Origin of the sequence: Gluconacetobacter sp. (genome assembly GCF_047721585.1) — a bacterium.
In the GTDB taxonomy this organism is placed as follows: domain Bacteria; phylum Pseudomonadota; class Alphaproteobacteria; order Acetobacterales; family Acetobacteraceae; genus Gluconacetobacter; species Gluconacetobacter dulcium.
On the sequence record NZ_JBDNXE010000012.1, the window covers coordinates 29,981 to 51,045 of the forward strand.

The following is a 21,065-nucleotide window of genomic DNA, read 5'->3' on the forward strand; positions in this document are numbered from 1 at the left end:
CTGAAAACCGCCGCACGCGCCGGATCGCTCCGGTCCCGGACCGGCGGGCATTAGGGGCGGGGTCGCGCGACCCGTCATGGCGTCTGCCGGGCAGACATTTCCGGACGGCGGAGAGCGGCGGCGTTTCCGGCTGCCGCGTTCGGCGGGCCTGCGCTTCTCGCTGGGCTATGGGCTGCTGTTCGCCCTGTCGTCGATCCTGTTCATGTCGTTCATCTGGTGGGGCACCATCGGCTTTCTGGAACGGCAGGTGGAAACCGCGATCAATGCCGACGCGCGCGCCCTGAGCCAGCGCTGGACCGAAGGCGGCCTGCCGACGCTGGCGCTGACGATCGACGACCGGCTGGAACAGAATCTGGATGACGACGCGATCTATCTGATGGTGGACCCGACCGGCCACCGCCTGGCCGGGAACCTGTCGGAATGGCCGGCCCAGGTGGTGCGCAGCGACCGGTGGTATTCGCTGGAGGTCACCCGCGCGGGCATGCGCGACACCGCGCAGATCCATGCCTTCGACCTGCCCGGCGGCTTTCGCCTGCTGGTGGGGCGCGATATCCGCGCCCGCGCGGTGCTGCGGCGGCTGCTGACGGACTCGCTGCTGTGGGCGTGGATGATGGTCACGCTGCTGGCGATCAGCGGCGCGGCGCTGGTGCACAGCATGTTCCGCCGTATGATCAAATCGGTGGCGCAGACCACGCAGGCCATCGCGCATGGCGACCTGTCGCGCCGCATGCCGCTGGTGGGCAACGGCGACGAACTGGACCAGGTGGCCGAGGCGATCAACGAGATGCTGGACCGCATCGTGCGCCTGATGGACGGCGTGCGGCAGGTCTCCAACGCCATCGCCCACGATCTGCGCACGCCCATCACCCGCGCCCGCACCCAGCTTGAGGATGCCGCGCTGCACGCCCGCGACACCGGGGAACTGCGCGCGGCGGTGGAGCGCGCGGTGGGCGACCTGGACAATGTCACTTCGGTGTTCGAGGCCCTGCTGCGCATCGCGCAGATCGAGGCCGGGTCCCGCCGGTCGGCCTTCGCGCCGTTCGACCTGGTGCCGCTGCTGGCCGATATCGGCGACCTGTACGAAGCCGTGGCCGAGGAACGCCAGATCCATCTGGTGCTGCGCCTGCCGCCCAGCGTGCCCTTTTACGGCGACCGGGCGATGATGCAGCAGGCGGTGGCCAACCTGCTGGACAATGCCATCAAATTCTCGCCCGCGGGCGGCACCGTGACCCTGGCCGCCGCGCTGGGTCCTGCCATGCCCGGCCTGGCCATGCCCACCCCGACCCGCGACGTGGTATCCATCGCCGTCACCGACGAAGGGATCGGCATGAACGAGGCCGACCTTGCCCGCGCCTCGGAACGGTTCTTCCGTGCCGAAGCCGCGCGCAACACGCCGGGCGCCGGGCTGGGCCTGTCGCTGGTGCAGGCGATCGTGCAACTGCATGGCGGCACGCTGCGCCTGTATCCGCGCCAGCCGGGGCTGGCGGTGCGGATGGTGATGCCGGTGCCGCGCGAAGCCCCGCGGGCCAGCCGACTGCCCCGGCGAAACGCCGCCCCGACCCCGGCTCCGTCTCGGGTAACGGAGACTTCACGATCGCCCCATGAGGGGGACACATGACGAACCCTAGGCTCGATTTCATGAATTCACAGCCCCTTGCGATCACGGCGCTGGCGGTCATGAGCCTCTGCCTGTGCGGCCAGGCTCCCCCACCCGACATGGAAGCCTCGATGACAGCAGGCGACCATGAGGCGGCGCAGCCCAGCCATCCGGTCGTCGTCACCAGCGACAGCCGCGCCTTCTGCAACCGACTGGCCGCCGCCATCGACGCCTATGGACCGCCCCTGCGGCACGATGTCGACGATCTGCGCGCCCAGGGCACGCATCTGTGCCAGGAAGGGAAAGTCCGTTCGGGAATCGTTCAACTGCGCCGCGCCCTGATGGCGCTGAAAGAAGATACGCATTCATGACCGCGTTCCGTTGCCTTGCTCTTGGGGCCTGCGCCCTGACCGCCGCGACCCTCGTGCCGCTCGCCGCCTCCGCCCAGGACATGCCGCCCGACCAGGGGCCGGGCATGCCGGAAATGCTCCCCCGCCACGCCCCGGCCGGCACCGCGCTGACCCTGTCGGGCACCGGCACCGTCCATGCCGCGCCCGACCAGCTGACGGCCACCCTGTTCGCCGAGGCCAGCGCCGCCAGCGCCGCCGCGGCCCAGGCGCATGTGAATACCCTGGCCAACACGGCCATCGAGGCCGGCAAGGCCGGCAACTTCACGACCGTGACCGAGAATTATTCGGCCGATCATAACGACGGCGGCAAGGCCCCGGCCTGGACGGCGCGCCAGACCATCCGCCTGACGGGCGCCGACGGCGCGGCGCTGCTGACGCTGGTCGGCCAGCTTCAGGCCAAGGGGCTGGCCCTCAGCGGCCTCGACTGGTCGCTGTCGCCCGACCTGCGCGAGAGCCTGATGCGCCAGGCCGAGGCCGCCGCCCTGACCGATGTGCGGCAGCGGGCCGACGCCGCCGCCAAGGTGCTGGGGCTGAAAGTCGCCTCGATCCGCTCGATCTCGCTCTCCGACCGGGGCATGCCGCGCCCGATGCCGATGATGATGATGGCCCGCGCCGCTTCGGCCCCCGTGGCGCCCGAAGCGCCGGCCGAACAGCAGGATGTCTCGGCCAGCGCTTCGGCCACGTTCGTGCTGATGCCGTGAGGGGGGCGTTCTGACCCGGATCTTCATAGACGCCGACGCCTGCCCCGTCCGCGACGAGACTTACCGCGTGGCGCTGCGCCATGGGCTGCGCACGTATGTGGTGTCGAACCGGCTGATCGCGATTCCGTCCTCGCCCCTGATCGAGCGGGTGGTGGTGACCCAGGGGATGGATGTCGCCGATGACTGGATCGCCGAGCAGGCCGGCGCGCGGGATATCGTCATTTCGGCCGATATTCCGCTGGCGGCGCGGTGCGTGGCGAGCGGGGCCTGCGTGCTGGACCCGCGCGGCCGGGTGCTGGACGCGGACGCGATCGGCATGGCGCTGGCGATGCGCAACCTGATGGAGGACCTGCGCTCCACCGGGGCGATCATGCAGGGCGGGCGCGGGTTCACCCGTGCCGATCGCTCGACCTTCCTCTCGGCGCTGGATACCGCCGTGGTCCGGGCCAGGAAGGGCGGCGCGGCGGCCGTGCGGCCCCAATGGAGGCCGCCGCCGGATACCGGCGCGGCATAAAAAAAGCCCGGACGCGCCGTCCGGGCTTTTTTTCCGTTCAGAGTGCCACGCCGCTCAGCGGGGCGAGAGCACCATGATCATCTGGCGGTTTTCGAGCTTGGGCATCTGCTCGACCTTCGCCTGTTCGTCCATCTCGGTGCGGATGCGCTCCAGCACCTTGATGCCGAGGTCCTGATGGGCCATCTCGCGGCCACGGAAACGCAGCGTCACCTTGACCTTGTCGCCCTCGCCGATGAACGACTTCATGGCGCGCATCTTCACCTGATAGTCGTTCTCATCGATGTTCGGCCGGACCTTGACCTCCTTGATCTCGATGACCTTCTGCTTCTTGCGGGCCTCGTTCCGCTTCTTCTGCTGCTCGTACTTGAACTTGCCGTAGTCGAGGATCTTGGCGACCGGCGGTTCGGCGTTCGGGCTGATTTCCAGCAGATCGAGGCCAACGGCATAAGCCCGTGCCAGGGCATCGCGCGTGGGCATGACGCCGAGCATCTCGCCCTCCGCGTCGATCAGACGCACCTGCGGAACGCGGATTTCCTCATTGACACGGGGGCCCTCGCGGTTAGGCGGAGTGGGCATCGGAGGTCTGGCTATGGTCGGCTCCTGTATTTGTCTTCATGTCCGGGGCATTCTGTCGCCCGAGCCCGCCAGGACCGGCGCGTTCGCCTGTCGCGCCCGCGTCTGCGGGATGAAGCGTGGCCGCATCCCGCGCCCTGGGCGGTTTCCATCCCCAGGGCCTGTTCCAGCTATAGGGCCGGAACGGCGCGATGGCTTTCCGGACTGGCCGTTATTGACCCAAACAGGCTATGCAGATCAAGCATTCTCGTCGCATGACCGTTCGATTCAGCCATGCACCGGCAGCAGATGCCCCGCTGTTGCCCCCTGAATGCAGCAGGTCACGGCCCTGTCGAGACGGGAAACGATGGCTGCGAGGGCGATCCGCAGGGCGGGAAATGCGCGCCGGATCGCCTCCCGCGCCGCGCATTCACTCCCCGGTCCGCCCGAAAGCCTGATTGGAAATGGGGGCTGGTGAGCGAGAGCGGCCCGCAGGGTCGCGGCCGTCGTGCGTTTCCGAGCACCGAAGCGGAACGGCCTTATGGGCCGTGAGCATCGGAGCGCAGGAAACGCGCGCCGGATCGCCACCAGCGCGCATTCATACCCCGGTTACACCCGAAAGCCTGATTGGAAATGGGGGCTGGTGAGCGAGAGCGGCCCGCAGGGTCGCGGCCGTCGTGCGTTTCCGAGCACCGAAGCGGAACGGCCTTATGGGCCGTGAGCATCGGAGCGCAGGAAACGCGCGCCGGATCGCCACCAGCGCGCATTTACAATCAGGCTTTGCGGCGCAGGTCGGGGGGGAGGGCTTCCTCCGCCAGACTGTCCACCGCCGCGTCCAGCGACAGGACCTCCTGGGCCGCGCCGCCGAGGCGGCGCATGGCCACCGTGCCTTCTTCGGCCTCCTTGCGGCCCACGACCAGGATCACCGGCACCCGCGCCAGGCTGTGCTCGCGGATCTTGGCGTTGATCTTGTCGCTGCGCGTATCGGTTTCGACCGTCAGGCCCGCCGCGCGCAGTCGGGCGGCGACCTGATCGGCATAGGGCGCGGCATCGGTGACGATCGAGGCCACCACCACCTGCACCGGTGCCAGCCACAGCGGGAACCGGCCGGCATATTGCTCGATCAGGATGCCCAGGAACCGCTCGAACGACCCCAGGATCGCCCGGTGCAGCATCACCGGGCGATGGCGGGCGCTGTCCTCGCCGACATAGCTGGCATCCAGCCGCTCGGGTAGCACGTAATCGACCTGCAAGGTGCCGCACTGCCAGTCGCGGCCGATGGCGTCGCGCAGCACGAATTCCAGCTTCGGGCCGTAGAAGGCGCCCTCGCCGGGGTTGTATTCATACGTCACGCCCGCCAGGCGGCAGGCCTCGATCAATGCGCCCTCGGCCTTGTCCCAGGTCTCGTCGGTGCCGGCCCGCTGCTCCGGACGGTCAGCGAACTTCACGCGGAAGCTCTCGAAGCCCAGATCGGCATAGACTTCGGCCAGCATGCGCACGAAGCGCGCGGTCTCGGCGGCGATCTGGTCGTCGGTGCAGAAGATGTGCGCGTCGTCCTGCGTGAAGGAGCGCACGCGCATGATGCCGTGCAGCGCCCCCGACGGTTCGTAGCGATGGCAGGCGCCGAATTCGGCCATGCGCAGCGGCAGTTCGCGATACGAGCGCAGGCCATGGCGGAAGATCTGCACATGGCACGGGCAGTTCATCGGCTTGAGGGCGAGGGTCTTGTCCTCGTCTTCCACCGTCGCGATGAACATGTGCTCGCGGTATTTGTCCCAATGGCCCGAAGCCTCCCACAGCGCACGGTCGACGAGCTGCGGGGTGCGGACTTCCTCATATCCGCCCCGGATCTGGGCGCGGCGCATATAGTCCTGCAACGCGGTGTAGATCCGCCAGCCCTTCGCGTGCCAGAAGATCGAGCCCACGGCCTCTTCCTGGATGTGGAACAGGTCCATCTCGCGGCCGATGCGGCGATGGTCGCGGCGCTCGGCCTCCTCCAGCCGGTGCAGGTGGGCGTCCAGTTCCTTCTGGTCGCGCCAGGCGGTGCCGTAGATGCGGGTCAGCATCGGGTTGCGGTGGTCGCCGCGCCAATAGGCGCCGGCCACCTTCATCAGCTTGAAGGCGGTGCCGATATCGCCGGTGCCGCGCATATGCGGGCCACGGCACAGATCCAGCCACTCGCCCTGGCGGTAGATCGAGATCGTCTCGCTCTCCGGCAGGTCGCGGATCAGTTCGGCCTTGAAGCGCTCGCCCTTGTTCTCGAAGAAGCGGATCGCCTCCTCACGCGGCCATTCCTCGCGCGCGAAGGGGGCGTTGGCCGCGACGATCTCGCGCATGCGGGCCTCGATGGCCGCGAAATCCTCGGGCGAGAAGGGCTCGTTGCGGTAGAAATCGTAATAGAAGCCGTTTTCGATCGACGGGCCGATCGTGACCTGGGTGCCCGGCCACAGCGACTGCACCGCCTCGGCCAGCACATGGGCGGCGTCGTGGCGGATCATCTCCAGCGCCGCATCGTCCTTGCGGGTGATGAAGCGCACCGAGGCGTCGTGCGCGATTTCGCGCGACAGGTCCATGTCCTTGCCATCGACCACCATCGCCAGCGCGGCGCGGGCCAGGCCGGGGCCGATGGAGGCCGCCACCGTCGTCCCCGTCACCGGCCCGTCGAAATGGCGAACGGAACCGTCAGGCAGGGTGATGGCAGGCATGATGTCGATGCTCCGATAAACAGGAAGAGCCTGTAATGGCGTCAGGCGACCGAGGCCGCAACCCTCTCGACGCTCAGAAGCGCCAGATCGTCAACCCGCAGCACCCGTACCTGCCCCGGCGCGCGGCCCTGCGGCGCCGTGCGCGCCGGGTCGCTGTCGCGCGAGAACAGGACCGTGCAGGGGCAGCCCATGGCGGCGGCCAGATGCATCGGGCCGGTATCGTTGCCCACCGCCAGCGTCGCGCGGGCGGCGAGGCCCGCGAGTTCGGTCAGGCTGGTGCGGCCGGTCAGGTCCACCGCCTCGGGGCAGGCGGCGCGGACGGTTGCCGCCAGATCGGCTTCGCCCGCCGTGCCGACGATAACCGGCGTCAGCCCGCGTGCCGCCAGCAAACGGGCCAGCGCGCCGAACCGTTCGGCGGGCCAGCGCTTGGCGGGCCGGTGCGGGGCCGCCCCCGGCACCAGCAGGGCATAGGCACCCGGCAGCACCGGGCCACCGCCGGCAAGCCAGGACAGGTCCGGGTCCGGCACATGGTCGATCCCGGCCCGGCGCAACTGGTCGCGCTGGCGGGCGCGGGTGTGCATGAAGTCGCGCTGCGGGTTGTCGTGCGGCCAGCAGGCCCCGGACGCGATGCCCGACCAGCGCGGGCGGCCGGCCAGCCGGAAATAGCGCGAGGACCGGCCGGAGGTCTGGAGGTCGTACACCGCGTCGAAGCCCGCCATCTGCCGACGCAGCCGCATCAGGCCGCGCAGGTCCCGCCAGGCGGGCCGGGAATCCACCACCACATGGTCGAACCACGGGGCGGATTCCATCAGCGCCGCAAAGGGCGCGGTGGTCAGGAGGGTGATGTCGGCATCGGGATAGCGGGCGCGGATGGCCGCGAAAGGCGCGAACGCCAGGACGAGGTCGCCCAGCGCCCCAAGCTTGATCACGAGAACGCGCTTCATCGGGTCTGGATAATCCAGAACGTGGCCGATGCAAACAGCCCCCTCCGCGCGTCATGCGCGGCAGGGCGGACCGGAGGCGTGCAGGGAGAAAAAACAGGGATAGCCCGGTGCCACCCCCGCGATCCGACACAGGTCGATCACGAACAGGGCGACACCGGGAAAAGGGACGGCAGCGAACGCTCGCCCTTCTTCATGAAAGTTTCCGTGTCTTCTTGGTTCTTCTTGTTCTTCTATCTTCTTGGAGGCGCTTCGGCCCCTTGACCGTCTCTATACCCAAGCCCGATCCGGATGTCGATGTTACACGATCACATATCACGTAATCGTGATCAATCGTGGTGAGGGACGGCCGCCGGCCGATGCGCGGCCGGTTCATTCATGCTAGACAGGCCCCCATGGACATGCCTGTCGCCCGCCCTGTCATCCTCCAGGTTCTGCCCGCGCTCGATGCCGGCGGGATCGAACAGGGCACAATCGACATGGCACAGGCGATCACGCAGGCCGGGGGCGTGGCGCTGGCGGCCTGTGCGGGCGGCCGCATGCTGCCGCGCCTGACCTATGGTGGCGGCATCCATGTTCCGCTGGACCTGCGGGCCAAGAATCCGGTTTCGATCCTGCTGAACGCCCGCCGACTGGCGCGGGAAATCCGCGCCCGCGGCGTGCATCTGGTACATGCGCGTTCGCGCGCGCCGGGCTGGTCGGCGGCGCTGGCCTGCCGACTGACCGGCGTGCCGCTGGTGACCACCTGGCACGGCGTCTATCGCGAGAACATACCGGGCAAGCGGCGCTATAACGCCGTCATGGCCTCCGGCCAGCGGGTGATCGCCATCAGCGCCTTCATCGCCCGGCGCCTGACCCGCGATTATCGGGTGGGGCCGGACCGTTTGCGCGTGATCCCGCGCGGTGCCGATACGGCGCGCTTCGACCCTGCCGTAGTACGTGGCCCCCGCATCCAGGCGCTGGCCGATCAATGGGGGCTGCCCGAAGATGCCGCGATCATCATGCTGCCGGGCCGCCTCACCCGCTGGAAAGGTCAGGCCCTGCTGCTGGAGGCGTTGACGCGGCTGGAGGCCCAGAGTGGCGGCGAGGGCGGCAGCGGCAATCGCCCCTGGGTCTGCGTCTTCGTCGGCCCCGGCCGGCGGCGCGACCGGTTCGGCGACAGCCTGAAACAGATGGCGCAGGCGCATCCGGCCCTGCGCGGGCGGGTGTTCTTCGCCGGCCACTGCACCGACATGCCGGCGGCGCTGGCGATGGCGGACGTGGTGGTCGTGCCCTCGCTGGAGCCGGAGCCGTTCGGCCGGGTGGTGGTCGAGGCCCAGGCGATGGGCCGCCCGGTCGTGGTGGCGGCACACGGCGCGGCGATGGAAACCGTGGCGGACGGGCAGACCGGCCTTCTGGTCCCCCCCGGCGACCCCGACGCGCTGGCGGCGGCGATCGGCACCCTGCTGCGCCTGACGCCCGACGAGGCCATGGCCCTGGGCGCCACCGCCCGCGCCCATGTGCTGGCCCATTACACGACCGAGGCCATGCAGCAGGCGACGCTGGCGGTCTATGACGAAATCCTGGGGTCCAGCCTGGCCGACTGGTTCGCCTGGCAGAATGCCCAGCCCGCCGGAGACATGCTTCAGGACCCGGCCCCTTTACAGGAAGCGATCCTTCATACCGATGCCCAATGATCCGTTCCGCGCCACCCCGCCGCGCAAGGCCCCCACGCCGCGTCTGGTTTCATGGGCCCAGAGTGCCGCCCTGTTCTGCTTCGGTGCCAGCATCCTGCTGGAATTCGGCCAGGCGCAATGGCACTGGCCACTGTTTGGCCGGGGATGGCCCATTCTGGGGCTGGATATCGTCGGCGCGCTGCTGATGGCGGCGTCGCTGGTTCTGCTGCGGGCGCGCCGCAATCGCTGATCTTTCCGCTCTTTCCGCATACGGGCTATTGTCATGACCGACTCCCCTCCCCCCCTGACCAAGGTCCAGAAGGCCGAGGTCGCGCGGCAGGAGCGCCTGGCGCGCGAGGCCGCGGCCCTGCGGGCCAACCTGCGCCGCCGCAAGCAGCAATCCCGCGCCCGCGCCGACAGCACCGGCGACGAGACCGCGCCCGCCCCCGCCGCCGGGACCACGGACAGCGGGAGTTGATTGCGATCAGGCCCGGCCTTCGCTAGTGGTCTGCGCAGAGACGAGAAGACATTCGCCCCACGCGACGCAAGGGACCGCATATGCCCATTATGCCCGATAGCTGGATTCGACGCATGGCCCAGGAGGGCGGGATGATCGAACCCTTCGTGGAACAGCAGAAGCGCGAGGGCGTGATCTCCTACGGCCTGTCGTCCTATGGCTACGACGCGCGGGTGGCCGAGGAATTCAAGATCTTCACCGATGTCGACAACGCCCTGGTCGACCCCAAGGATTTCGCGTCCAACAGCTTCGTCACCCGCACGGGACCGACCTGCATCATCCCGCCCAACAGCTTCGCGCTGGCGCATACGGTGGAATATTTCCGCATTCCGCGCGATACGCTGGTGGTCTGCCTGGGCAAATCGACCTATGCGCGCTGCGGCATCATCGTCAACGTCACGCCGCTGGAGCCCGAATGGGAGGGCCAGGTGACGATCGAGATCAGCAATACCACCCCGCTGCCGGCGCGCATCTACGCCAATGAAGGCATCTGCCAGTTCCTGTTCTTCCAGGGCGCTTCGCCCTGCGAGGTCAGCTATGCCGATCGCGCGGGCAAATATATGGGCCAGCGCGGCGTCGCCACCCCCCGGATGTAGGACACCCGCCATGGACCGTTTCATCATTCACGGCGGCCACCGGCTGCGCGGCAACATCGTCATCGGCGGCGCCAAGAACGCGGCGCTGAAGCTGCTGGTCGCCGGCCTGCTGACCTCGGAGCGGCTGGTGCTGCGCAACGTGCCGCGCATCGCCGACATCACGACCATGCGCCGCCTGCTGGAACAGCACGGTGTCACGGTCGAGGATATCGAAGGCGACGGCGGCACGCTGGCCGTCGGCGGCAGCATCACCAACACGGTGGCCCCCTACGACATCGTGTCGCAGATGCGCGCCTCGATCCTGGTACTCGGGCCGCTGCTGGCCCGCTGCGGCGAGGCCCGCGTGTCGCTGCCCGGCGGCTGCGCCATCGGCACCCGCCCGGTGGACATGCACCTGAAGGGACTGGAGGCGCTGGGCGCCGAGATTGCGCTGGAAGGCGGCTATATCAACGCCCGCGCCCCGCGCGGACTGGTGGGCGATCGCATCGTGCTGCCCTTCGCCTCGGTGGGGGCCACCGAAAACCTGCTGATGGCCTCCTGCCTGGCGCGCGGGCGCACCGAGATCATCAACGCGGCGCGCGAGCCGGAAATCGCCGACCTCATCACCTGCCTCAACAGCATGGGCGCGCGCATCACCGGCTCGGACTCCGGCACGCTGACGATCGAGGGCGTGGAAGCCCTGCACGGCACCACCCATAGCGTGATGCCCGACCGCATCGAATGCGGCACCTATGCCTGCGCCGCCGCCATCACCGGCGGCGACCTGCGCCTGATCGGCGGCCGGGCCGACCATCTGGGCGCGGTCGTCCGCACGCTGGAGGAAGCGGGCGTGGAAGTGTTCCAGGAAGACGACGCCCTGCGCGTGCGCCGCACCGGGGCGCTGCGCGGCGTGGATATCATGACCGAGCCCTATCCCGGCTTCCCGACCGACATGCAGGCCCAGTTCATGGCGCTGCTGTCGGTTGCCGAGGGGGCCTCGATGGTGACGGAGACCATCTTCGAAAACCGCTTCATGCATGTGCCGGAACTCAACCGCATGGGCGCACGCATCAACGTCCACGGCTCGTCCGCCATCATTCGCGGCGTGCATTCGCTGTCGGGCGCGCCCGTCATGGCGACGGACCTGCGGGCCTCGTTCTCGCTGATCCTCGCCGGACTGGCGGCGCATGGCGAGACGATCCTGAGCCGGGTCTATCATCTGGATCGCGGCTACGAAGCCGTGGAGCGCAAGCTGGCGCAGTGCGGAGCGCATATCGAACGGGTGCGGGAATAGCGGCCTCCTGACCTTCCCCATGACGCGGTGCCGGCGAAGCGTGCCATGACCGACGGTCCGCTTTGATCCGGCGAGGCCGCCGTCCAGACCGCTGCCCACCGAAGACCCTGTGTGGCCCCGCCCTTTCCGTCGGAAGCCTGCTGCGTGTTCCGATCGGCAGCGGCGGGACCAGGGGGCATCCGAATGGCGCACCCGCAGGCCAAAAGGCACTGGCACCGGGGTCAGTTCCGTAGCGGGATGGACGAGGGAGCGTCGGAAACCGGCGCCCTTTCAAGCCACGGGAACAGAATACGAAATTATCCCATTTATTATTCAAAAGTGCATAAACTGAGGCGTATCATTCTCAGGGCGTAAACCCATTGTAATTTTATTACAAAATTGCGCGAACACATGTTTGTTTTTTGAATGCGCATCCTTGCTATGCACAATTGGCATAATTCAAGAACGAAGAAGAATCCGCTCCATGACCCATGTCGCCGAAACCCTTCAGAATACGAAGACTGAATCCGCTGAAGGGACGGCAGGGGCTCCTGTGATGACAGCACGAGGCAGGATCCGGGCGGCCGCGCAGGTTGCCAGCGGCAACATGCTGGAAATGTACGACTTCATGGTGTTCGGCTATTACGCCGCCGCGATCGGCCGTGCGTTCTTTCCGTCCGGGGATGCGTATGCCGAACTGATGATGTCGTTCGCGACCTTCGGCGCGGGTTTTCTCATGCGGCCGCTGGGGGCCGTGATTCTGGGGGCCTATGTCGATCGCATCGGCCGGCGGAAGGGGCTGATCCTGACACTGGCACTGATGTCGATCGGCACGCTGACGCTGGCCCTGACCCCGGCCTACGTCCAGATCGGCCTGCTCGCTCCGCTCCTGGTGCTGTGCGGGCGCCTGTTGCAGGGGTTCTCGGCTGGCGTCGAACTGGGATCGACCTCGGTGTATCTGGCGGAAATCGCCACGCCGAAGACCCGGGGGTTCGTCGTGTCGTTCCAGTCGGCGTCGCAGCAGGTCGCCGTTGCGGCGGCGGCCGCGATCGGCGTCGCGCTGACAACCATCCTGAGCCCCGATCATATGACGGCCTGGGGATGGCGCATCCCGCTTCTGATCGGGTGCCTGATCGTTCCCGTCCTGTTTTTCCTGCGGCGCAACCTTCAGGAAACGGAAACCTTCAAGCACACCCGCACCCCGCCGCGCATGGCCGAAGTCCTCCGGACCATTCTCGTCGAATGGCGCATCATCGGGACGGGAATCCTGATGGTCCTGATGACGACGACATCTTTCTACGTCATCACGGCCTATACGCCGGCCTTCGGCAGCCGCGTCCTGCATCTGTCGACACGGGCCAGCCTGCTCGTCACGCTGTGCGTCGGGCTTGCCAATTTCATTCTTCTGCCGGCTTTCGGCGCCTTGTCCGATCGTATCGGGCGGCGCCGGCTGCTGATCGCATCCACGGTGCTGGCCTTGCTGACGGCATGGCCCGTGATGCACTGGCTGGTGGCCGCCCCGAGCTTCGAACATCTGCTGGCGGCCGAAATCTGGCTGGCGGTCATCTACAGTGCCTATAACGGGGCCGCGGTCGTCTACCTGACCGAAATCGTGCCGCCGCGTATCCGGACGACCGGGTTTTCCCTGGCATACAGCCTGGCGACCTGCATCGGCGGCTTTACACCCACGATCTGCACCTGGCTGATCCATACGACCGGCGACCGGGCCATGCCGGGAGCGTGGTTGTCCCTGGCGGCGATCTGCGGGCTGGTCGCGGCCCTGGTCTCCCGGCCGTACGCGCGCTGACACGGTCGCGTCATCATGAAGGATCCGACCGGGCCGCTGAACGAGCACGCCCCTTGCCTCCGTTGCCGGCGATCGGTGTACCGGCCTTTTCTGGCCGTGACAGGCGTGATGCTGGTACTGACCGGAGAAAATGCCCTGCATGCACGCGGCGCACATGCCGCAGACGCGACATCGCCTTCCGGCGTGGATGTGGTGGCGCTTGCCAATCTGGTACGGGCACAAGCCAGACAGATCCATGATCTGCAAGCCAGGCTGGCGGCGGTCGAAACCCGGACACGCCATGGGGAAGAACCGGGAAGACACGCCGTAAGCCACCCTGCCTCGTACCGTCCCGAAACCACGGCGGGAGCGCAGGCGGCCCCTGCGCGGCTGGTCGATGCCGCATCACGGCCGGGGCCACGGACCGTACCGACCGGTGCCCAACAGGGGCGGACGGCGCCGCCGGCGGTCATGACGGCCGCCGCGACACCTGACGGATGGGTCCAGCCGCGCATCGGAAACGATGGCACGTCGATCCATATGGTCTATCCGCTGCAAGCCGCCCCTCCGGGCAGTCTGGGGGCCGTGTCGGCCATGCCGTCGGGATCGTCGCCGGTAATGGGCGTGGAATCCTCGATTCCGTATTCGGGCCGGACGACAAAGGTCGGTGGCCTCATACTGAAATGGGGCAAGGGCCTGCCTGAAATCACGACGCCGGACGACCAGTATTCCTTCAAGATGCGCGGCCGGATTCTGGCGGATTATGGTGGGGCCTTCGGATCGCGCTACCAGGACCAGAATGTGTCACGCACGATCCTGCGTGCCGTCCGCCTGGGCGTCGAAGGACGAGCCAAGCAGCTTTCATGGGTGTTCGAAGGCGATTATTCCGACAATGACGTGACCGTCGTCAGCGCCTACGCCACATGGAGCGACCGGATGGCCGGACATCTGGTCGAATATACCCTGGGCAACAAATTCAACGAACGCGGGTTTGACGGGTCGACGGGCTCGGCGGAATCCGTGTTCCTGGATCGGGATATCGTCGCGAATGCCATCCTGCCGGTCAAAGGCTGGTACGGGCTGGGCGGGGCGTTCAAGATATTCGGCAAATCCTGGCATGTTGCGGCACAGATTACCGGCGACGACGTCAATTCCGCGAATGCCGACCAGAACCTGCGGGACGATCTGACCTATGAACTGCGGACCCACTGGATTCCGTGGCGGAACAAGGATGGCCTGATCCATCTCGGTGCGTGGGGTTTTTACGAAGATGTCAAACCCGGCGCGAAATTTTCGCAGCGGATCCGGATACTGGCCCGCACCGACGACGCCTTTGCCGCGCGGATCAATACGATCCCCCTGGCAAACTCCGCAGCCGGCGGCCTGGAACTGTTCGGCATCTGGAAAACCTCGTGGATTCTGGGCGAATACGGGGTACGCCACATGCAGTTTCGTCGCAGCTTCGGGGACGTGTCATTCGGCGATCATACAGGAACCGTCCAGGCCGCGAGTGTGCAGGCAGGGCTGTTCCTGACCGGTGAAACCCCCAATTATTTCGCCCATACCGGCCAATGGGCGGCACCGCGCGTTCTCGATCCGGTCACGGATGGCGGCTGGGGTGCCTGGGAGGTCGCGCTCCGCGGAGACTGGTTGGATGCTTGGTCCGTACCGGGCGGCAGTCGCTCGTCATCCGTAACGGCCGGCATCAACTGGTACCTCGTGAATTACATGCGGATGATGCTCAATTATACCCATGCCCATGTGAACAATAAGTCCGGCCCCTATCCGGGAGCCACCGGCGGCAATATCGTGGGCATGCGCATGGGGATCACGTTCTGAAGCCAAAAACCGTCGCGCGGGCGGCATCGCACGCCCCGAGACGAAACGCCTGAAGGAATCAGGATTTTCCCGTTCTTTCCTGCGACGGTCCTTCCTGCGACGGGGCGCCGTCGCTCCTGCCCGGCAGCGCGATGGCGCTGCCGACGAACGCCACGGCGATTCCCAATGCCAGCGGATGAAACACCCCCATCAGCACCAGGGCGCCGGAAGCCGCCAGCAAGGCGAACGCGGGCACGTAGGGAAACCCCGGCACCGTCCAGGCCAGATGCGCGCTGCCGTCGCGCCGGCGCAGCCGGAACAGGCTGGCCATGGTCAGCACATAGACGATCAGCGCGCCGAATACGGACAATGTGACGAGTGACGCCGTCAGTGACTGTCCGCCGAAGCTGGCGAAATCGTCGCAGAGAATGGCGGCAATGCCGACCGCACCGCCCGCCAGGGTGGCGACCCACGGCGTGCCGAGCCGCGCGTGCCGTCGCGCGAGCAGGCGCGGCAGCCCGCCATCACGCGCCAGGGCATAGATCTGTCGCGAATAGCCCATGATGATGCCATGCAGCGATGCGATGAGCCCGAACAGGCCCAGCCAGACCAGCATGTGGACATAGCCGCTGTGCGGCCCGACGACGATCCGCATCGCCTCCGGCAGCGGGTCGTTGCGATCAGCCAGCGCGCGCCAGTCGCCCACGCCACCGGCCAGCACCATGACGCCCAGCGCCAGGGCAACCAGCGTGAAGATCGCGGCGACATAGGCCAGCGGCAGGGTACGGTGCGGGTCGCGTGCCTCCTCGGCCGTCAACGCCACGCCCTCGATCGCGAGGAAGAACCAGATGGCGAACGGCACCGACTGCGCGATGCCGCCAAGCGCCGCGAATGACAGGTGCCCGCTGCCCGCCCAGCCGCCATCGCTGAAACGCGCCATCGAAAATCCGGGCCAGACGACGCCCATGAAGACCAGAAGCTCGATAATTGCCGCCACCGTCACGAACAGTTCGAACCGCGCGGCCAGATGCACCCCAGCGACGTTCAGCGCCATGAAGGCGCAGAACGCCCCCGCCGCCGCCAGGGTCGGCGACAGAGAAGGATATTGCACATGCAGATAGGCCCCGATGGCCAGCGCGATGGCGGGCGGGGCGAAGACGAATTCCATGACCGAGGCGATGCCCGCGACCAGCCCCGCCCGCCGCCCGAACGCGGCGGTGACATAGACGAACGGGCCGCCCGCGCGCGGCATGGCGGTCGTCAGTTCGGTGTAGGAGAAGATCAGCGACAGATACATCAGCGCGACGGCGAGGGTCGCAACCAGAAAGCCGAGCGTGCCCGCACTGGCCCAGCCATAGCTCCAGCCGAAATATTCGCCCGAAATGACCAGCCCGACGGCGATGGACCAGAGATGGATCACGCCCAGATGCCGGGGCAGCGCATCGCCCTCGGTCGTCATGGCGTGGCGGGCGGCAGGCGTGCCGACATGCTGTCATCCTTGAGGGCAACGCCGCTGCGCCCCAGCGCCCGCGCGCCGCGCAGCAGCCCGGCGAGGCGAAAGGCGGCTTCGTCATGATTCATGCCGCCATGGGCATGGATGTTGGAGAGGCAGTTGCGTTCGGAATCCATGCGGCCGATTCGCGGGCCCCAGGTCAGGTAGAGGCTGAGACTGTCCGCGGCACTCAGGCCCGGCCGCTCGCCGATCATCATGACGACGCAGCGTGCGCCGATCAGGGCGCCGATCTCGTCGCCCAGCGCGACCCGCGCATTGTGGGCGACGATGACGGGGCCGATGGTCCATTCCGGCAACGCCACCCGCCCGGCCTCCAGCACGCCGGGCGCCTGCCGCGCCGCCGCCAGCGCCGAAAGCCCGTCGGCGATGACGAACACAACGTCGCAGGGCGCATGCGGCAGGCGCGTCGCATCCTGCGCGCGCAGGCGGCGCCCCAGATCCGGGCGGCGCACGAAGACGCCACGATCGGGCGCGCGGCTTTTCACCTCGATAAACGGTTCGCCCAGCGCAAGCCGCGCGGGGTCGAGCGTGGCATGAACCGCGCGGCGGGCGGCCGCATGCGCCGCCTGCAACGCGCGCACCTCCCTGCCCGCCAGGGCGTCGCCCGTCCGGCCGAGGCCGATGCGGGCATGCGTCAGGCCACGCAGCGTGGCCCATGGGTCGGCGGCGAGACCTGTCCCGCGTCCCTCAGTCATGCGAGCCACTCATGCGGGCCAATCAAGCGGGCCAGTCATCGCGTGGGTCATTCGCGCGCGTCATTCATGAAGCCGGGGAGCGCGCGTGGCGGATTGGCGCTCAGGCGGCGCGCGCCGTCCAGCAGGGCCATCCGGTCCAGCCAATGTTCGAATTCCGGCGCGGGCGCGACGCCATAGATGGAACGCAGGGTCAGGATATCGTGGTAGGAGAGGCTCTGGTAATTCAGCATCACGTCATCGCCTCCCGGCACGGCAATCAGGAAATTCACCCCGGCCGCCGCCAGCAGCATCATCAGGTCGTCGCTGTCGTCCTGGTCGGCTTCCGCATGGTTGGTGTAGCAGACGTCGCAGCCCATCGGCAGGCCCATCAGTTTGCCGCAGAAATGATCTTCCAGGCCAGCGCGAATGATCTGCTTGCCGTCATAAAGATATTCGGGGCCGATGAAGCCCACGACGGTGTTGACCAGCAGCGGCGCATATTCCCGCGCCACGGCATAGGCGCGCACTTCCAGCGTCTGCTGGTCCACCCCGAAATGCGCATCGGCGGAAATCGCCGCCCCCTGGCCGGTCTCGAAATACATCACGTTCTCGCCCACGCTGCCGCGCCGCAGGCTGCGTGCCGCGTGATGGGCCTCGTCCAGCAGAGCCAGCGAGACGCCGAAACCCTCGTTCGCGCGCTGGGTGCCGGCAATGGACTGAAAGACCAGATCGACCGGCGCCCCGCGCTCGATCATCGCCAGGTTGTTGGTGATGTGGGTCAGGACGCAGCTCTGCGTCGGGATGTCGTAGCGCAGGCGCACGTCGTCGAGCATCCGCACGAGCATCATCCCGGTCTCGATCGAGTCGGTGGCCGGGTTGATGCCCAGCACCGCATCGCCCGCCCCCAGCAACAGCCCGTCCAGCAGCGCGGCCGCGATGCCGCGCGCATCGTCGGTCGGGTGATTGGGTTGCAGCCGCGACCCCAGCCGCCCCGTCAGCCCCTGCGTGTTGCGAAAGGCGGTCACGACGCGCACCTTGCGGGCCACCGCGATCAGGTCCTGGTTGCGCATCAGCTTGCTGACCGCCGACACCATTTCCGGCGTCAGGCCGCGCGCGAGCGCCCCCAGGGCGGCCGCGTCGGCCTCGTAGCCCAGCAGCCAGTCGCGCCACTGCCCGACGGTCATATGCGCGACGGGCGCGAAGGCCGCCGCATCGTGCCGTTCGACGACCAGCCGCGTGACGTCGCACTGTTCGAAGGGAATGACGGCCTCGTTCAGAAAATGCCGCAGCGGCACATTGGCCAGGGCCTCGCGCGCCGCCACCCGCTCGACAGGATCGGCGGCGGCCACGCCGATCAGTTCGTCGCCCGATCTCAGCGGCGAGGCCCTGGCAAGCAGGGTGCGCAGATCGTCGAACCGATAGCGTTCGCCCTGAAGGGTCGCGTGAAACACCATGGAGCCGTCCGTCGTCGTCAGATCCTTAAGCCAGGGCGTGGCGCGCCCCTCGTCATTCCTCTGTAAGCGGCCCGTTGGCAGGGCGGCAAGCGCCGTATTCCGCCAGCCGTGGCCGCGCGGCCCTTCCTGTCGGGGGAGGGAATGTGATAAGCCGCACCGCACCTGGCGCCTGGACGCGGCCCTGGCGGACCTGCCGCCACCGCACGGGGGCGCGCTTGTAGCCGGAGTTCGCATGACCGCCCCAACCCAGGACACGACGCTTCAGGACACGAAGCTGGTCCTCGCCCTGCCCAAGGGCCGCATCCTGAAGGCCGCCGCCCCGCTGCTGGCCGGCGCCGGCATCCTGCCCGCCCCGGATTGCCTGGACGAAGGCAGCCGCCGCCTGCGCTTCCCTACCGACGACCCGACGCTGGACGTGGTGCGCGTGCGCTCGTTCGATGTCGCGACCTTCGTGGCCTTCGGCGGGGCGCAACTGGGCATCTGCGGCGCCGACGTGCTGATGGAATTCGACTATCCCGAAATCTATGCGCCGCTGGACCTGCGCATCGGCGCCTGCCGCGTTTCCGTCGCCCGCCCCAAGGGCCAGGGCGAGGGCGACAACCCCGCCCGCTGGTCGCGCGTGCGGGTGGCCACCAAGTATCCGGCCATCACCCGCCGCCATTTCGCGGCGCGCGGCATCAATGCCGATATCGTGCATCTGCATGGCGCGATGGAACTGGCCCCGGTGCTGGACCTGTCGCACCTGATCGTCGATCTGGTCGATACCGGGTCCACCCTGCGCGCCAACGGGCTGGAGGAAACCGAGACGATCGCCACCGTCACCAGCCGGCTGATCGTCAACCGCACGGCGCTGAAGACCCAGCCGGAACGGATCGGCGCGCTGATCGCGCGCTTCCGCCAGGCGCTGGCCACGCCCACCACCGCCGAGACCCAGCCCGCATGAAACGCCTCGACAGCACCCAGCCCGATTTCCGCGCCGCCTTCACCCGCCTGCTGGCCGACCGCGAGGGCGACACCGCCCGCGTCGACGCCCCTGTCACGGAGATCCTGGCCAGGGTGCGGGCCGAAGGCGATACGGCCCTGTGCGCCTATACCGAGCGGTTCGACCGCATGGCGATCACGCCCGACCGGCTGCGGGTGACCGAAGCCGAGGTCGCGGCGGCCTGCGCCCAGGTTCCGCCCGCCCTGCTGGATGCGCTGGACGTGGCCGCGACACGGATCGAATCCTTCCATCGCGCCCAGTTGCCCGCCGACCTGCGCTATACCGACGCCGAGGGCGTGGAACTGGGCATGCGCTGGACGCCGCTGGACGCGGTGGGGCTGTATGTGCCCGGCGGCACGGCGGCCTATCCGTCCTCGGTGCTGATGAACGCGGTGCCGGCGCGGGTGGCAGGCGTCGAGCGGCTGGCCATGTGCGTGCCGACGCCCGACGGTGTGCTGAACCCGCTGGTGCTGGCCGCCGCCCGCCGGGCCGGCGTCAGCGAAATCTATCGCGTCGGCGGGGCGCAGGCCGTGGCGGCGCTGGCCTACGGCACCGCCACCATCCGGCCGGTGGATCGCGTGGTCGGCCCCGGCAATGCCTATGTGGCCGAGGCCAAGCGCCAGGTCTTCGGCCGGGTGGGCATCGACAGCATCGCCGGCCCGTCCGAGGTGGTGGTGGTGGCCGATGCGGGTGCCGATGCGCGCATCGTGGCGCTGGACCTGCTGGCGCAGGCCGAGCATGACGCGCTGGCCCAGTCGATCCTGATCACCACCGACGCCACCTTGGCCGACCGCGTGGCGGCGGCGGTCGAGGCCGAACTGCGCACCCTGCCGCGCGCCGCCATCGCCGGGGCAAGCTGGGCGACGCATGGCGCCATCATCCTTGTGCGCGATCTGGACGAGGCGGCGGCGCTGATCAACGAGATCGCGCCCGAGCATCTGGAACTGCTGCTGGCCGAGCCCGAGGCACTGTTCGCGCGCGTCCGCCATGCCGGCGCGGTGTTCCTGGGCTATCAGTGCGCCGAGGCGATCGGCGATTACGTGGGCGGCCCCAACCATGTGCTGCCGACCAGCCGGACGGCGCGTTTCGCCTCCGGCCTGTCGGTGTTCGACTTCCTCAAGCGCACCACGTTCATCGGTGCGGGGCCGGATGCGCTGCGGCGGATCGGCCCGGCGGCGGTGGCCCTGGCGCGGGCCGAAGGGCTGGATGCCCATGCGTTGAGCGTGTCGACCCGGCTGGACGCGCTACGCCCCGGCACGGACAAAGCTTGACCGCAGCCCCGACAGACCGCACATATCCGCCTGCATTTCATCCGCCCGGACGCGGGGGCCCCCCCAAATGGGGGCGCCCCGGGCCGGGCCGGGGTCCGCCATACCCGCCCCGGGCCGGCCACCCCCA

Annotated in this window: 19 protein-coding genes; 13 read left to right on the forward strand and 6 right to left on the reverse strand. The window is 68.2% G+C overall.

Annotation, left to right across the window (positions count from 1 at the left end; translation table 11 throughout):
• Window positions 1-76 precede the first annotated feature (76 nt).
• From ABF821_RS04295 to ABF821_RS04310, 4 genes are read left to right on the forward strand one after another with little or no spacing between them, the layout of a single operon-like run.
• On the forward strand, window positions 77-1,618 hold the full coding sequence (locus ABF821_RS04295) for a sensor histidine kinase (protein ID WP_415529154.1): 1,542 nt from the start codon (window positions 77-79) through the stop codon (window positions 1,616-1,618).
• Window positions 1,619-1,638: 20 nt separating this feature from the next.
• On the forward strand, window positions 1,639-1,968 hold the full coding sequence (locus ABF821_RS04300) for a hypothetical protein (protein WP_114726011.1): 330 nt from the start codon (window positions 1,639-1,641) through the stop codon (window positions 1,966-1,968).
• Window positions 1,965-2,708 (forward strand): SIMPL domain-containing protein, encoded by a 744-nt coding sequence (locus tag ABF821_RS04305; RefSeq protein ID WP_182973204.1) that lies wholly within the window; start codon window positions 1,965-1,967, stop codon window positions 2,706-2,708. Before ABF821_RS04300 ends, ABF821_RS04305 begins: the two co-directional genes overlap by 4 nt.
• Window positions 2,709-2,718: 10 nt before the next feature.
• Window positions 2,719-3,222 (forward strand): YaiI/YqxD family protein, encoded by a 504-nt coding sequence (locus ABF821_RS04310; protein WP_182973279.1) that lies wholly within the window; start codon window positions 2,719-2,721, stop codon window positions 3,220-3,222.
• A gap of 54 nt (window positions 3,223-3,276) precedes the next feature.
• Here ABF821_RS04310 and infC read toward each other — a convergent pair whose 3' ends face one another.
• From infC to ABF821_RS04325, 3 genes are all read right to left on the reverse strand, one after another.
• Window positions 3,277-3,798, reverse strand: a complete 522-nt coding sequence (gene infC, locus ABF821_RS04315) for a translation initiation factor IF-3 (protein WP_114725527.1) — start codon at window positions 3,796-3,798, stop codon at window positions 3,277-3,279.
• A gap of 749 nt (window positions 3,799-4,547) precedes the next feature.
• Window positions 4,548-6,479: a threonine--tRNA ligase gene (gene thrS, locus ABF821_RS04320; protein WP_415529155.1), complete on the reverse strand. Its 1,932-nt coding sequence runs from the start codon at window positions 6,477-6,479 to the stop codon at window positions 4,548-4,550.
• Between the two features lie 41 nt (window positions 6,480-6,520).
• On the reverse strand, window positions 6,521-7,423 hold the full coding sequence (locus ABF821_RS04325; protein ID WP_415529156.1) for a glycosyltransferase family 9 protein: 903 nt from the start codon (window positions 7,421-7,423) through the stop codon (window positions 6,521-6,523).
• A 392-nt stretch (window positions 7,424-7,815) separates the two neighbouring features.
• Here ABF821_RS04325 and ABF821_RS04330 point away from each other — a divergent pair, with 392 nt between their 5' ends.
• The 7 genes from ABF821_RS04330 to ABF821_RS04360 all read left to right on the forward strand — a co-directional run bounded on the left by ABF821_RS04330 (window position 7,816) and on the right by ABF821_RS04360 (window position 15,065).
• A complete protein-coding gene (locus ABF821_RS04330) occupies window positions 7,816-9,096 on the forward strand; it encodes a glycosyltransferase family 4 protein (RefSeq protein ID WP_415529157.1) in 1,281 nt (426 codons plus the stop codon).
• Window positions 9,086-9,325 (forward strand): hypothetical protein, encoded by a 240-nt coding sequence (locus ABF821_RS04335; RefSeq protein WP_415529158.1) that lies wholly within the window; start codon window positions 9,086-9,088, stop codon window positions 9,323-9,325. Before ABF821_RS04330 ends, ABF821_RS04335 begins: the two co-directional genes overlap by 11 nt.
• Window positions 9,326-9,358: 33 nt before the next feature.
• On the forward strand, window positions 9,359-9,553 hold the full coding sequence (locus tag ABF821_RS04340) for a hypothetical protein (RefSeq protein WP_415529159.1): 195 nt from the start codon (window positions 9,359-9,361) through the stop codon (window positions 9,551-9,553).
• Window positions 9,554-9,633: 80 nt separating this feature from the next.
• Entirely contained in the window at window positions 9,634-10,188 is a 555-nt protein-coding gene (dcd, locus tag ABF821_RS04345; protein ID WP_114725515.1) for a dCTP deaminase, read from the forward strand.
• 10 nt (window positions 10,189-10,198) lie between these two features.
• The gene (gene murA, locus ABF821_RS04350; protein WP_415529160.1) at window positions 10,199-11,461 is read left to right on the forward strand and encodes a UDP-N-acetylglucosamine 1-carboxyvinyltransferase; all 1,263 of its coding nucleotides are present in this window, start codon (window positions 10,199-10,201) and stop codon (window positions 11,459-11,461) included.
• A 535-nt stretch (window positions 11,462-11,996) separates the two neighbouring features.
• Window positions 11,997-13,247 carry an MFS transporter gene (locus ABF821_RS04355; protein ID WP_183008308.1) on the forward strand — a complete coding sequence of 417 codons (1,251 nt, stop codon included), beginning with the start codon at window positions 11,997-11,999 and terminating at the stop codon, window positions 13,245-13,247.
• Window positions 13,248-13,262: 15 nt separating this feature from the next.
• Entirely contained in the window at window positions 13,263-15,065 is a 1,803-nt protein-coding gene (locus ABF821_RS04360) for a porin (protein ID WP_415529161.1), read from the forward strand.
• A 58-nt stretch (window positions 15,066-15,123) separates the two neighbouring features.
• On the opposite strand, the gene eat is transcribed toward ABF821_RS04360, so the two are convergent.
• From eat to ABF821_RS04375, 3 genes are read right to left on the reverse strand one after another with little or no spacing between them, the layout of a single operon-like run.
• Window positions 15,124-16,503 carry an ethanolamine permease gene (gene eat / locus ABF821_RS04365; protein ID WP_415529162.1) on the reverse strand — a complete coding sequence of 460 codons (1,380 nt, stop codon included), beginning with the start codon at window positions 16,501-16,503 and terminating at the stop codon, window positions 15,124-15,126.
• The gene (gene eutC / locus ABF821_RS04370) at window positions 16,500-17,252 is read right to left on the reverse strand and encodes an ethanolamine ammonia-lyase subunit EutC (RefSeq protein WP_415529163.1); all 753 of its coding nucleotides are present in this window, start codon (window positions 17,250-17,252) and stop codon (window positions 16,500-16,502) included. Before eutC ends, eat begins: the two co-directional genes overlap by 4 nt.
• 47 nt (window positions 17,253-17,299) lie before the next feature.
• Window positions 17,300-18,685 (reverse strand): ethanolamine ammonia-lyase subunit EutB, encoded by a 1,386-nt coding sequence (locus tag ABF821_RS04375; protein ID WP_415529164.1) that lies wholly within the window; start codon window positions 18,683-18,685, stop codon window positions 17,300-17,302.
• 232 nt (window positions 18,686-18,917) lie between these two features.
• On the opposite strand from ABF821_RS04375, the gene hisG reads away from it, so the two are divergent.
• Window positions 18,918-19,628 (forward strand): ATP phosphoribosyltransferase, encoded by a 711-nt coding sequence (hisG, locus tag ABF821_RS04380; RefSeq protein ID WP_183008304.1) that lies wholly within the window; start codon window positions 18,918-18,920, stop codon window positions 19,626-19,628.
• Window positions 19,625-20,938, forward strand: coding sequence for a histidinol dehydrogenase (hisD, locus tag ABF821_RS04385; RefSeq protein ID WP_415529165.1), 1,314 nt, complete (start codon window positions 19,625-19,627; stop codon window positions 20,936-20,938). Before hisG ends, hisD begins: the two co-directional genes overlap by 4 nt.
• Window positions 20,939-21,065: the final 127 nt, after the last annotated feature.